This is a genomic window from Roseinatronobacter sp. S2 (assembly GCF_029581395.1).
GTDB lineage: Bacteria > Pseudomonadota > Alphaproteobacteria > Rhodobacterales > Rhodobacteraceae > Roseinatronobacter.
Map to the genome: position 1 here is coordinate 1,329,503 of NZ_CP121113.1, position 12,651 is coordinate 1,342,153.

The following is a 12,651-nucleotide window of genomic DNA, read 5'->3' on the forward strand; positions in this document are numbered from 1 at the left end:
GTCAGCTTATTGTGCGGCAACCGCAAGGCGCGGTCCAGCCTGAATGAAGCGCTGCGCGGCCTGTGCGCTGGAATAGGTGATCTGCCCGTTGGCAATCGTGGCTTCAATCCGGCGTGTGTTGGGGTTCATCACCACCAGATCGGCACGCGCGCCGGGTGTCAGGCGGCCGCGGTCATGCAGCCCCATGATGGCGGCAGGGCGGGTTGAGATCATTTCCCATGCATGCGCGAAGCTCAGGGCGCGGGCATCGGCGATGGCCCATGCGGCCTGCGCCATTGCGGGGATGTAATAATCCGAGATCAGCGCGTCGCACAGCCCGTCCTCGACCAGTTCCATGGCGGCGATATTGCCCGATTGCGACCCGCCGCGCACGATATTGGGCGCGCCCATCAAGACAGGTTCTTGGGCTGCGCGGGCGGACTGCGCGGCATCGATACTGGTGGGAAATTCGCAGACCTGTGCGCCAATGCCGCGATAGAAGGCGCGGGTTGCGGCATCGGGGTCGTCATGCGAGCCAAGCGTGACGCCATGTGCGCGCAAATCTGCGGCAAGACCTTTCAGAAAGGCGGGGATATCTGGATCGGCCTGTTTGGCGGCGCGCACAATGGCCAGCAGCGCATCGGGTTCATGGCCGTTCTGTGCGGCCCATGTGGCAAAGCGCGCGGGCTTGGTGTCAGCCATTTCCACCGCTTCGGGCAGGTGGTTGTTAAAGACAATGTAATCCAGATGATAGCTGCGCACCGTGGCCATCAGCGCGGCATGGTCATCGGGCATATGGGTTTCAAACCGCAGCTGGATGCGAATGTCGCTGCCAAGGCGGTGGGCAATCTGGCGGCGCGCCTCCAGCAGGGCCACGGCCTCGTCGGGGGCGCGCGCGCCGCCTTCCCATGACCAGCTTTGCGCGAACCACGCGGTTGTGACCCCATTGCTGGCCAGTTCCGCATCGGCGGCCTGAAGCGCGTGGCGCTTGTCGAAGGGCGCGCTGGGGCGCGGGCGTATGTGGCGTTCAAACCCGTCGCCATGCAGATCGACAATGCCGGGAAGCAGCCAGTAGCCGGACAAGTCAACTTCATGGGTGGCGCTGTCTGCGGGGCCGAAGGTGGTGCCGTTGAGTGTCAGGTCACAATCTTCAAGTGTGGAGTTAAGCAATGACAGCGCGCCGGTCAGGCGAAGGTTCAGACTTGGCATAGACAGGATTCCTTTGGCTTTTGGCGGGCAGATACCGCAAAGATGTTGCACTTCCATGACAGTGCTGCATCGCTACTCCAGCACCAGTTCGATGCGCATGCCCACGAAATAGGTGCGCCCGTATTCGACAGGGGTTCCCGTCGGGCCAATATTGACGGATTCGGACAGGATCAGCGCATCGCCAGTGTCGATCTGCAAATGGCGGGCCTGCACAGGGTCGGCATTATGGCCGGTCAGGCGTGTGGATTTGCGGGTGTAGTCGCTGACGCCAACCTGCGCCAGCGCGTCTGTCACGGACCCAAGCGTGCGCAATGCCGCACCAAGTGCGGGAAACTGCGTGGCACAATAACATGACCGCGCCAGTGACACAGGCAGATCATCGGCAAAGCTGATGGTTTCGGCCACATGAACGGGGGCTGCAACGTCCAGCCCCAAGGCGCGCGCTTCGGTGTCCGTGGCGGCCTGAACCCCAAGATGCAGCAACCGCCGCGACGGGGTGCGCCCCGCCGACAGCAGGTTCTGGCGAAACCGTGTGCGCGTGCCGATCTGGTAGGGAACCGGTGCCACGCGCACAAAAACGCCCGCCCCGCGCCGCGATTGCACCAGCCCCTCAGTAGACAGTTGCGACAGCGCACGCCGGATGGTGTGGCGGTTCACATCAAAGCGCTGCGCCAGCGCGGCCTCGGTCGGCAGGCGCGCGCCTGCGCGCCATGCGCCCTGTGCGATGTCGGCGCGCAAGATGTCACATATGCTTTGCCACAAGGCAGCCGGTTTGGTCATGTCGTGAAACTTTCATAAAAATCCTTTTGAATGTAGCGCATAAAGGTTGTATTTGTCTAGTTGTCTAGAACAGATTGAAAGCCCAGACCATGACTGCTGAACCCTTTGCCCGCCGTGACTGGATGGGCCTGATCGCGCGTGCGCCGCTGGCGCGGCTGGATGCGCTTTGGCCTGATGACCCGCCTGCCTTCAGTTGGCTGCGCGCGCCCGAGATGGGCGCGATGATGGCGCAGGGCCGCGCAGGCGCTGTGGGCGCTGCGTTCAATCTGGGCGAGGTGACGGTGACGCGCGCCACTGTCCGGCTGGATTGCGGCACTGTGGGACATGCGCTGGTGCAAGGGCGCAGTGCGCGCAAGGCTGAACGCGCGGCGCTGCTGGACGCGCTGTTGCAGACTGGGGCAGGGGCGGGGCTGCATGCGCGGGTGCTGGGGCCCTTGCGCGATGCTGAACGCAATGATGCAGATACACGCGCGCGCCGGGCTGCGGCGACCAAGGTTGATTTTTTCACAATGGCACGGGGGGACGCATGAGCGCGCATCTGACAGCCGGTTTCATTGATCCCGCGCGCGACGGGGCGCGCGCCTTCCGGCAGGTGCTGGATGCGATGGCGCATCCGGGCCGGATTGTCACGCTTGACGGGCCGCAGGGCCCTGCGCCTTGCTCGCCCGCGGCGGCCAGTGTGTTGCTGACACTGGCCGATGCCACGACACCGCTGCATCTGGCGGGCGCACATGATGCGGCAGCCCTGCGCGACTGGGTGGCGTTTCATCTGGGCGCACCACTTGTCGGGCCTGCGGATGCGGTTTTCGCATTGGGCACATGGGATGCGCTTGGCCCCCTTGCCGCCTATCCGCAGGGCAGCGCCGAATACCCCGACCGTTCTGCCACATTGATCGTTGAGCTGGACGCATTGGACAATGACGGCGCGCGCCTGACAGGGCCGGGAATTGAAACGCAGGCATTCCTGTCCCTGCCGGATGTGGGGGCGTTGGCGGAAAACGCGGCGCGCTTTCCCTTGGGGCTGGATGTGCTGTTCACCTGTGGCCCGCGCCTTGCCGCCCTGCCGCGTTCCACAAAAATAGGGGGCTGCTGATGTATGTCGCGGTAAAAGGGGGCGAGCGCGCGATTGAGCACGCGCATGACTGGCTGGCACAGGCGCGGCGCGGGGATATGGCCGTCCCTGATCTGGGGGTGGCGCAGATCCGCGAACAACTGGCGCTGGCCGTGGACCGTGTGATGGCAGAAGGGTCGCTGCATGATCCCGATCTGGCGGCGCTGGCGCTGAAACAGGCGCGCGGCGATGTGATTGAAGCGGTGTTTCTGATCCGCGCGTTTCGCACCACCTTGCCGCGCTTTGGCGCGAGTGTGCCGGTGGATACGGGCGATATGCAGATCATCCGCCGGATTTCAGCCACCTATAAGGACGCACCGGGCGGGCAGGTGCTGGGGCCGACATTCGACTACACACATCGTTTGCTGGATTTTGATCTGGTGGGTGATGCGGCACCCGCGCCCGCGCCCGAATCCGCCGCCAGCCCTGATCCCGTGCCGCATATCCTGTCGCATCTGGGGGAAGAGGGGCTGATGCAACCCGAACCCGCCCCCGACGCGAAGGGCGGGCCGGATGTGCCGGACCTGACACGCGCGCCGCTGGAATTTCCCGCCAGCAGGCCCTTGCGGTTGCAGGCACTGACGCGCGCGGATGAAGGGTTCCTGCTGTCGCTGGCCTATTCCACGCAGCGCGGCTATGGCCGCAATCATGCATTCGTGGGCGAATTGCGCATCGGGCATGTGCGGGTTGCGGCTTATTTGCCGGAACTGGGGTTCGACATTGAATTTGCCGACATCATGGTGACGGAATGTGAAACCGTGAACCAGTTTCAGGGGTCAAAGTCCGAACCCGCGCAATTCACCCGCGGCTACGGGCTGGTGTTCGGGCAGTCGGAACGCAAGGCGATTTCCATGGCACTGGTGGACCGGGCGCTGCGCGCGCGCGAACTGGGCGAAGATATTGGCGATGCGCCCGCGCAGGATGAGGAATTCGTGCTGTCGCATTGCGACAATATCCAGTCCAGCGGCTTTCTGGAGCATATCAAGCTGCCCCATTATGTGGATTTTCAGGCCGAACTGGAACTGATCCGCAAGCTGCGCCGCGACGCGTGTGCGGTACCCGAGGCCGCAGAATGACTGCCGGCGTTGTTCAGGGCGCGCCCCCGCGTCACCCACCCACCCACCCGCTCCGCGAGGGCGCGCAGGAGACCCGCATGAGTGCCTATAATTTTGCCTATCTGGACGAAGCCACCAAGCGCATGCTGCGCCGCGCCATCCTGAAAGCTGTGGCTATTCCCGGCTATCAGGTGCCGTTTTCAAGCCGCGAAATGCCCATGCCCTATGGCTGGGGCACAGGCGGCGTGCAGGTGACCGCCGCCTGTCTGGTGCCCGAAGACACGCTGAAAGTCATTGATCAGGGCGCGGATGACACCACGAATGCCGTGTCCATCCGCAAGTTCTTCCAGCGGGTCGCGGATGTGGCCGTGACGGAACGCACAGCGCAGGCCAGCATCATCCAGACCCGCCACCGGATACCCGAAACGCCGCTGATTGCGGGGCAGATTCTGGTCTTTCAGGTGCCCATCCCCGAACCCTTGCGGTTTCTGGAACCGCGAGAGGTGGAAACCCGCGTGATGCATGCGCTGGAAGATTACGGGCTGATGCAAGTGCGCCTTTATGAAGATATTGCCCGCCACGGCGAGATCGCGCGCGCCTATGCCTATCCGGTGCGGGTCGAGGGGCGCTATATCATGGACCCGTCGCCCATTCCCAAATTCGACAACCCCAAGCTGAACAATTCGCCTGCGTTGCAATTGTTCGGGGCGGGCCGCGAATGCCGCATCTATGCGCTGCCGCCCTTCACACGCGTCGAGAGTCTGGATTTCGACGACTACCCCTTCACCGCGACCAAGGCTGCGGGGCAGTCCTGCGCGCTGTGCGGATCAACGGTGTCCTATCTGGACGAGGTGATCACCGATGATGCGGGGGGTCGGATGTTCGTGTGCTCGGACACCGATTATTGCGCGGCCCGCGTGGCCGCAGGCAGGACGGAGGATGCTGCATGACGCCCCTTTTGCAGGTCGAAAACCTGAGCAAGCACTACGGCGCATATCTGGGCTGCGGGGATGTGTCCTTCGCGCTGTGGCCGGGCGAGGTGATGGGCATTGTCGGCGAAAGCGGATCGGGCAAATCGACGCTGCTGAACTGTCTGGCCGGTCATCTGCCCCCCGATGCGGGTCGCGTGCTGTTTGACACCCGCGAGGACGGCCCGCATGACATATTAGGCATGACCGAGGCCGAGCGCCGCTGGCTGGCGCGCACGGACTGGGCCTTCGTGCACCAGAATCCGCGCGACGGGCTGCGCATGAATGTCAGCGCCGGCGGCAATGTGGGCGAGCGGCTGATGGCCGTGGGCGCGCGCCATTACGGTGACATCCGCGCGCAGGCAAGCGACTGGCTGGCGCGCGTTGAAATTGATGTGGGCCGCGTGGATGACCGCCCGCGCGCGTTTTCCGGCGGCATGCAGCAACGCCTGCAAATCGCGCGCAATCTGGTGACAGGGCCGCGGCTGGTGTTCATGGACGAACCCACAGGCGGGCTGGATGTCAGCGTGCAGGCGCGGCTTTTGGATTTGCTGCGCGGGCTGGTGCGGCGCCTTGGCCTGTCGGCGGTGATTGTCACGCATGATCTGGCTGTGGTGCGGCTGCTGGCCGACCGGCTGATGGTGATGAAGGACGGGCGCGTGGTGGAACAGGGGCTGACCGATCAGGTGCTGGATGATCCGCAGCATGCCTATACGCAGCTTTTGGTCAGTTCGGTGCTTCAGGTCTGACGCAGGGGGCTGGACGCGTGGATTGATTGAGTATTTTTGGCAAGATGAAGGGATAGGCGCATGATCGAGATTGCAGGCGTGGGCAAGCGGTTCGTCTTGCACAATCAGGGCGGCGTCGCGTTGTCCGTGATGGAAGGGGCCGCCTTGCGCGTAGACCCTGGCGAATGCGTGGCGCTGACGGGGGCATCAGGCGCGGGGAAATCGACGCTGATGCGCATGATCTGGGGCAATTACCGCTGTGATACAGGGTCCATTCGCGTGGCAGGCGTGGAGCTGTGCCGCGCAGAGCCGCGCGCGGTGCTGGACTTGCGGCGCGGCACCTTGGGCTATGTCAGCCAGTTCCTGCGGGTGATCCCGCGTGTGCCCACGCTGCGGATCGTGGCCGAGCCGTTATTGGCGCAGGGCGTGGACGAAGATGCAGCGCTGGCGCGCGCGGGGGCCTTGCTGACGCGGCTGAACATTCCTGCGCCGCTGTGGTCCTTGTCGCCCACGACATTTTCGGGCGGCGAGCAGCAGCGCGTCAATATCGCGCGCGGGTTTATTCAGGACTGGCCGGTGATGTTGCTGGATGAACCCACAGCCAGCCTTGATGCGGCCAATCGCGCAGTTGTACTGGAGCTGATCTTGCAGGCCAAGGCGCGCGGCGCGGCCATTCTGGGCATTTTCCACGATGCGGATGCCCGCGCGGCGGTCTGCGACCGCGAGGTTGATGTGACAGGCTTCACCCCCGCCATGGTGAGCGCATGATCGCGCATGGCGGGCGCGGGCGGCTGGTCGCGGTTGTGGGGCCGTCAGGTGTGGGCAAGGACACGCTGATTGCGGAAGTCGCGCGGACGCGCCCTGATATTGTGGTGGCGCAGCGCATCATTACGCGCGCGCCGGATGCGGGCGGAGAGGATCATCAGGCCGTATCCGACGCGCTGTTTGATGCGCAGCTTGCCATGGGGCGTTTTGCGTTTCATTGGGGCGCGCACGGGCTGCGCTATGCCATTCCCGCCAGTATTGACGCCGATCTTGCGCAGGGGCGGGTGGTTGTGTTCAACGGCTCGCGCAAGGCATTGCAGGGGATTGCAGCCTCCTATCCGCAACTGATGGTGCTGATGATCACCGCCCCGCCGGAAGTGCTGGCGCAGCGGCTGCGCGCGCGCGGGCGCGAAGGTGCGCGCGAGATTGCTGCACGCCTGAAGCGCGCCGAGCTGGCACCGCCTGCGGGGGCCGTGGTCATCATGAATGACGCCACGGTTGATGCAGCCGTGGCGCAGATGCTGGCCGCGATTACCCGCGCATCGCAAAGCGCGTGACCAGATGGAACCGTCCGTCCGCCCCTTCGCCAAAGACGCACAGCGCATCAAGATGATGGTCTTCCGCAAGTGCGGGGTCAAACCAGGCATGGGCGGCGCGCAGGGCATCGGCCATCTGCGCGGGGTCGCGCTTGCCGCTAAGGGTGACATGAAAACGGAATTCATCCATCACATAGGGATAGCCCCAGCGCAGCAACAACGCGTCCTGACGCGCCGTCAGCCCGGCTTTGCGGCGGCGGGCAATGTCATGCTCGGACAGGGGCGCGCGATACGGGTCCAGATCCTGCACGATCCGCGCAGCCGCATCGCCCAGTGCGCGGGGCTGGGTTTCGGGCATAATGGCCAGAAACCCGTCCATCGGGCGCAACCGCAGCCGGCCCAATGCGACAGGGTCCATATCCCCTGCAAGGGTTTCGACAGCATCCAGAAAATCGGGGACAGGGCAGGCAAGCGCCATTGGCGGCTTCAACGTGCCATGCAGGCCGTATTTGCGCGGTGTTTCGGTCAGGGCGGCCAGATCAAGCCCCAGATCGGGGTGCGCCATAGCGCAGCCCTTATCCGCATCCCAGCCCAGCCATGCAGCCCCCGCATGCGCAAGGGCACTGCCCGCAGGTGGCGTGTAATAGATCGCAAAGCGTTGAAATTCTGCCGACATATGACCCGTCCTTTTGGTGATGGCCCTTTGCATGGCACAGGGTTGTGACAAGACGGTAACGCATAATCCAAGGACCGATATAATGACAGAGCTTGTACTTGCAAATGCCCGCCTCGTGCGCCCGACCGAGGTTTGCCACGGCGCAATCGTCATACGCGACGGGTTGATTGCCGCGCTGGACACGGGCGACGGCGTGCCCAAGGGTGCCGTGGATTGTCAGGGTGATCTGATTGCGCCGGGGCTGATCGAGTTGCACACCGACAATCTGGAACGCCATCTGGCCCCGCGCCCCGGTGTGGACTGGCCCCATGCGGGGGCCGTGATCGCGCATGATCGCGAACTGGCAGGCACCGGCATCACCACCGTATATGACGCGTTGCGCATCGGGTCGTTGCTGCGCGATGATGCGCGCGGACGGGCGCGATATGCGCGTGCGCTGGCCTCCGAAATTCTGGAAATGCGCGCGCTGGGCGCGCTGAAGATCAGCCATTTCCTGCATCTGCGCGCCGAGATATGTTCAGACACCCTGCTGGACGAACTGGATGAATTCGGCACGGATGACCGCATCGGTATTGTCAGCCTGATGGACCATACGCCCGGCCAGCGGCAATTCGCGGACCTTGCGCAGCTGCGCACTTATATGCGCGGGAAATACGGCATGAATGATGCTGAATTCGAGGCGCATGTGACCCGCCAGCAGGCCCTTGGCGCACAGGTGCGCGGCCCGCATGAAGCCGCGATTGTCGCAGCCGCGCAGCGCTATGGCGCGACACTTGCCAGCCATGATGACACCACCACCGAACAGGTGGCGGCGTCTGCGGGCCACGGGGTGCGTCTGGCCGAATTTCCCACAACGCTGGCGGCGGCGCAGGCATGCCATGCCCACGGGATTGCAGTGATGATGGGCGCGCCCAACCTGATCCGTGGCGGGTCGCATTCGGGCAATGTGGCGGCGGGGGATCTGGCGCAGGCAGAGCGGCTGGATATTCTGTCATCGGATTATGTGCCCGCCGCGCTGTTGCTGGGTGCGGTGCGTCTGGGGCAGGGCTGCGGCGATCTGGCGCGCGGGTTTGCGGCTGTCACGCAAGCGCCTGCACGCGCGGCAGGGCTGGCTGATCGCGGTGCGCTGCGCGAAGGGCTGCGTGCCGATCTGATCCGCGTGGCGCTGCCCGCAGCAATCCCCATGCTACAGGCCGTGTGGGTGCGCGGGGTGCGGGTTGCGTGAGGTGGACGGTTCAGGCCATGGACAAAGCCCGCGCCAGCGGTGGGCCGGGGTCTGCCGATCCGGCATTATAAGAATGCAGTTTATGCCAGCTGCATACTCCTGACATCAAAGGATTGAACTGCCATCAGAGTAATCGGCAGGCGGTGGGACGGCCCGCCGATGGCGCGGCGGCCTGCGGCCTTTGCTCCGCGCCTTGGGATGTTCCCCAATGACCGCTTCAGGTCAGAACTTACCACCCTGACGCATCCATCCGACACGCCAAGCCACCAGATCAGCCGTTCACATCCACCACAACGCGCCCCTTGATCTGGCCTTTCAGAATGTCCGCGCCCAGTTGCGGCAGGTCGGCCAATGTGGCGGGTTGAATCATCGCATCCAGCTTGTCCATGGGCAGATCGCGCGCAATCCGGCCCCATGCCCGCACGCGGTTGTCATAGGGTTGCATCACCGAATCGATCCCCAGCAGGTTGACGCCGCGCAACAGGAACGGCACGACCGTTGCAGGCAGGCCCGCCCCGCCCGCAAGCCCCACTGCCGAAACCGATGCGCCATATTTCATCTGCCCCAGCACGCGCGCCAGCATCGCGCCGCCCACGGCATCCACGCAGCCTGCCCATGTTTCGGCCTCCAGCGGGCGCTTGACGGTCTCGTTGATCTCCTCGCGCGCAACGATGCGGGCCGCGCCAAGGCTGCGCAGATAATCTGCGGTCTCTGGCCGTCCGGTCACGGCGGCCACCTCATGGCCCAATGCGGCCAGAACCGCCACCGCGACAGACCCCACACCCCCCGCAGCGCCCGTCACCAGCACCGGCCCGTTGCCCGCCTTCAGCCCGTGATCTTCCAGCGCCATGACCGCCAGCATCGCCGTAAACCCCGCCGTGCCCACCGCCATGGCCTGCCGTGTGCTGAACCCTTCTGGCAGGGGCACCAGCCAGTCGGCCTTGACGCGGGCCTTTTGCGCGTAGCCGCCCCAATGCGCCTCTCCCACGCGCCAGCCGGTCAGCACGACCTTGTCACCGGGTTGGTAGCGCGCATCGCCCGACGCCGCGACCGTGCCCGCGAAATCAATGCCGGGCACATGGGGGTAGTTGCGCACCAGCCCGCCGCCGGGGCCGATGCACAGCCCGTCCTTGTAATTCACGGTTGAATACTCGACCGCGACAGTCACATCGCCTTCGGGCAACTGGTCTTCGGTGATCTGCTGCACGCTGGCTTGGGTTTTGCCGTCCTCGTTCTTTTCGACAATCAGTGCGTTGAAGCTCATGATGCTCTCCTGTTTTGTGGTTAACGGCTTTTGTGGTTAACGACTTTTGTGGTTAACGGCCGGGGCCGTGCCAGTCGATCTGGCAGATTTCCGCGCTGCGGCCATCAAAATCCCAGACCCGCCCGAAGGCGCGCACGCGCCCCTTGGTGGCCGTGGCGACCGTAATATCCGGCCCCATCCAGTATTCGGTATTGGTGACAACAATTTCGCGGTCGGGGTCCGCGCCACGCACGGGCACGACTTCGCCCTGAATTTTCTTGCCCACCATCAGGCGGCGTTTGTCGCCGTCATTTTCATAGGTGATGGCCGCGCGTTCGGCCCCCAGAAATTCGCTGACCAGCATGCCAAACAGCCCCGTTGTGCCGCGTGCCGCGCCCGAAAAAATGTTGACCAGCGCGTCATAGGCCGCATCAGTGGCGCGGTCGTCAATGAACGCCGCCGCCTGCCAGTTGCCGCGCGCCATCAATCCCGGAATTTCCAGAAGCAGCCCGACATTCAGCCCCGACAGGTCATCGTCGCCGTAATGGCCGCTATCAATCCGCACCCCCGCCCATGCCTGACAATAGCCTTCTGTCGGGGCATGTTTGCCAAGGCTGACCACACAGGGGCAAAATACCGTGCAGTTGCAGTTCAGAATCAATTCGCCCCTGATCGCCCAAGGCACTGTGCCAAGGGCGGGTTTTTCCAGTGTGTCGCTCATGTCCATCCTCCCAGTTCAAAAATCACAACCGCAGCACTTGCGGCAATCAACCCGTAGCCCAGGGGCCGCGTCAGAACCGCGCCGATCCGGGGCAGTTTTTCCAGCATCATCAGCACCATTGCGCCGCCCATCCACAGCAGGTTCATGGTGCCCCCCACAAAGGCCAGCGCCATCAAGGCCCAGCAACACCCCAGACAGACAGCCCCCAGCCGCACCCCCATGCGCCACGGCCCGTCATCCCAGTATTGTATGAAAAATGTCAGCGGGCGGCGGCATTTGGCCAGACAAGCATCCTTCAATGTTGAAAATTGATAAGCGCCAGCGCCCGCCAGCAGCAATGCGGTCAGCCATATATTCACGCTTTCGCCCAACGGGTTCAGAAACCCCGCGCCCGCCAGCCCCAGTTGCGCGCCCGTGGCAAGGACGGCAAATCCCAGCCACACCACAAGATAGCCCGCCAGCAATGCCGCGAACCCTGCCGCGCGTCCGGTCTGAACCAGATCGTCCCATGTCGACAATGCAGGCAGTGCCGTGGGGGCCATCATCGCGGCCGACATCAAGGCCCACATCACAAAGATATTCGGCGCTCCTGCCAGCCCCGGTTCAATGCGGCACAGGGCCTGCCAGAATTCCGCGCCATAAAGATTGGCCGCCGCAACCAGATCTGGCGGCAGTTGCATGGCATATAACGCCGCCCATGCCAGCAAGACCATGCCATAAAACCCCAGCCAGTGCGGTGCCCGCATTCTTCGCAAACCGGCTGCAAGCTGCATGAAAACCTGCCTTTTGCACGGGGCGCGCGCGGCACCTTGGGGGTTGGCTGCACGCTTGGCTTCGGATATGTATGACATATCAGGCCATTCACGGTCTGGCAAATGTTAATTGTCTGACATATGGCAAAGGTGCGCAGGTGAAAACCGATCTGGACAGCGAACGCGACTATTCCCAACAGATCGCGCAGACCATCCGCGATGCAATCGTTTCGGGCGATCTGCCGGTTGACGGGCGCTTGCCATCGGAATCCGATCTGGCCACACGCTTCAATGTGTCCCGCCCCACCGTGCGCGAGGCGCTGAAACGGCTGGCCGCGCAAAACCTGATCCGCACCCAGCGCGGCGCCACAGGCGGGGCTTTCGTCAACCGGCTGAGTTTCGAGCAGGCGCAGGATCATATGGTCACAACGGCCACGCTGCTTTTGTCCATGAACACTGTTGATTTCGAAACCGCCTGCGAGGCGCGCTTTGCCCTTGAACGTGCCTGCGTGCCGCTGGCCTGCGCGCGGCGCACACCGGCGCATCTGGCCAGTCTGCGCGCCGAAATCGCGCGTCAGGGCACGGACGGGCTGTCGGATGAGGAATTTTGCGCATCCGATGTGGCGTTTCACCGCGCGCTGGTCGATGCGGCGGGCAATCCGGTGCTGTCTTGGCATCTGGCAGGCGCAGTGGAAGCGATGCAACCGCTGATGAACATGATCACGTTCACCGCACGCTCGCGCGGGCGCATCATTGCGCTGCATGACGGGCTGACCCTTGCGCTGGAGGCGGGCAAACCACGGCCCGCGCTTGCCGCCCTTGACGAACTGGCGTCCTATACGCTGGAACTGGGCGGTGAAATCCGCGCGCGGCGCGGCGCAAGGCGGTCGTCCTAGACCATGG

15 protein-coding genes are annotated in these 12,651 nt (G+C 64.0%); 9 read left to right on the forward strand and 6 right to left on the reverse strand.

What is annotated here, in order from left to right:
• Positions 1 to 6: 6 nt before the first annotated feature.
• Complete coding sequence (locus P8S53_RS06255; protein ID WP_277806280.1) at positions 7 to 1,188, reverse strand: alpha-D-ribose 1-methylphosphonate 5-triphosphate diphosphatase; 1,182 nt, start codon at positions 1,186 to 1,188, stop codon at positions 7 to 9.
• Between the two features lie 72 nt (positions 1,189 to 1,260).
• Entirely contained in the window at positions 1,261 to 1,968 is a 708-nt protein-coding gene (phnF, locus tag P8S53_RS06260) for a phosphonate metabolism transcriptional regulator PhnF (RefSeq protein WP_277806281.1), read from the reverse strand.
• A gap of 89 nt (positions 1,969 to 2,057) precedes the next feature.
• On the opposite strand from phnF, the gene phnG reads away from it, so the two are divergent.
• The 7 genes from phnG (at position 2,058) to phnN (ending at position 7,152) form a co-directional block, all read left to right on the forward strand.
• On the forward strand, positions 2,058 to 2,498 hold the full coding sequence (gene phnG / locus P8S53_RS06265) for a phosphonate C-P lyase system protein PhnG (protein WP_277806282.1): 441 nt from the start codon (positions 2,058 to 2,060) through the stop codon (positions 2,496 to 2,498).
• Positions 2,495 to 3,061: a phosphonate C-P lyase system protein PhnH gene (gene phnH / locus P8S53_RS06270; RefSeq protein WP_277806283.1), complete on the forward strand. Its 567-nt coding sequence runs from the start codon at positions 2,495 to 2,497 to the stop codon at positions 3,059 to 3,061. Before phnG ends, phnH begins: the two co-directional genes overlap by 4 nt.
• Positions 3,061 to 4,155, forward strand: a complete 1,095-nt coding sequence (locus tag P8S53_RS06275) for a carbon-phosphorus lyase complex subunit PhnI (RefSeq protein WP_277806284.1) — start codon at positions 3,061 to 3,063, stop codon at positions 4,153 to 4,155. Before phnH ends, P8S53_RS06275 begins: the two co-directional genes overlap by 1 nt.
• A 77-nt stretch (positions 4,156 to 4,232) precedes the next feature.
• The gene (locus tag P8S53_RS06280; protein WP_277806285.1) at positions 4,233 to 5,084 is read left to right on the forward strand and encodes an alpha-D-ribose 1-methylphosphonate 5-phosphate C-P-lyase PhnJ; all 852 of its coding nucleotides are present in this window, start codon (positions 4,233 to 4,235) and stop codon (positions 5,082 to 5,084) included.
• Positions 5,081 to 5,851, forward strand: coding sequence for a phosphonate C-P lyase system protein PhnK (gene phnK, locus P8S53_RS06285; protein ID WP_277806286.1), 771 nt, complete (start codon positions 5,081 to 5,083; stop codon positions 5,849 to 5,851). Before P8S53_RS06280 ends, phnK begins: the two co-directional genes overlap by 4 nt.
• Before the next feature lie 60 nt (positions 5,852 to 5,911).
• Positions 5,912 to 6,598 (forward strand): phosphonate C-P lyase system protein PhnL, encoded by a 687-nt coding sequence (phnL, locus tag P8S53_RS06290; RefSeq protein ID WP_277806287.1) that lies wholly within the window; start codon positions 5,912 to 5,914, stop codon positions 6,596 to 6,598.
• Positions 6,595 to 7,152 carry a phosphonate metabolism protein/1,5-bisphosphokinase (PRPP-forming) PhnN gene (phnN, locus tag P8S53_RS06295; RefSeq protein ID WP_277806288.1) on the forward strand — a complete coding sequence of 186 codons (558 nt, stop codon included), beginning with the start codon at positions 6,595 to 6,597 and terminating at the stop codon, positions 7,150 to 7,152. Before phnL ends, phnN begins: the two co-directional genes overlap by 4 nt.
• On the opposite strand, the gene P8S53_RS06300 is transcribed toward phnN, so the two are convergent.
• Complete coding sequence (locus tag P8S53_RS06300) at positions 7,127 to 7,807, reverse strand: DUF1045 domain-containing protein (RefSeq protein WP_277806289.1); 681 nt, start codon at positions 7,805 to 7,807, stop codon at positions 7,127 to 7,129. The two genes, phnN and P8S53_RS06300, sit on opposite strands and share 26 nt — an antisense overlap.
• An 82-nt stretch (positions 7,808 to 7,889) precedes the next feature.
• On the opposite strand from P8S53_RS06300, the gene P8S53_RS06305 reads away from it, so the two are divergent.
• Entirely contained in the window at positions 7,890 to 9,032 is a 1,143-nt protein-coding gene (locus P8S53_RS06305) for an alpha-D-ribose 1-methylphosphonate 5-triphosphate diphosphatase (protein ID WP_277806290.1), read from the forward strand.
• A gap of 271 nt (positions 9,033 to 9,303) precedes the next feature.
• Here the strand turns inward: P8S53_RS06305 and acuI are convergent, their stop codons facing one another.
• The 3 genes from acuI to P8S53_RS06320 are packed head-to-tail and all read right to left on the reverse strand — an operon-like array spanning position 9,304 to position 11,742.
• Positions 9,304 to 10,296 (reverse strand): acryloyl-CoA reductase, encoded by a 993-nt coding sequence (gene acuI, locus P8S53_RS06310; protein WP_277806291.1) that lies wholly within the window; start codon positions 10,294 to 10,296, stop codon positions 9,304 to 9,306.
• 52 nt (positions 10,297 to 10,348) lie between these two features.
• On the reverse strand, positions 10,349 to 10,996 hold the full coding sequence (locus P8S53_RS06315; protein ID WP_277806292.1) for a DUF1326 domain-containing protein: 648 nt from the start codon (positions 10,994 to 10,996) through the stop codon (positions 10,349 to 10,351).
• A complete protein-coding gene (locus P8S53_RS06320; protein WP_306417885.1) occupies positions 10,993 to 11,742 on the reverse strand; it encodes a DUF2182 domain-containing protein in 750 nt (249 codons plus the stop codon). The genes P8S53_RS06315 and P8S53_RS06320 overlap by 4 nt, the downstream gene beginning before the upstream one ends.
• A gap of 164 nt (positions 11,743 to 11,906) precedes the next feature.
• Between P8S53_RS06320 and P8S53_RS06325 the strand changes: the two genes are divergently transcribed.
• Entirely contained in the window at positions 11,907 to 12,644 is a 738-nt protein-coding gene (locus tag P8S53_RS06325) for a FadR/GntR family transcriptional regulator (RefSeq protein ID WP_306417886.1), read from the forward strand.
• The last annotated feature ends 7 nt before the right edge of the window (positions 12,645 to 12,651 follow it).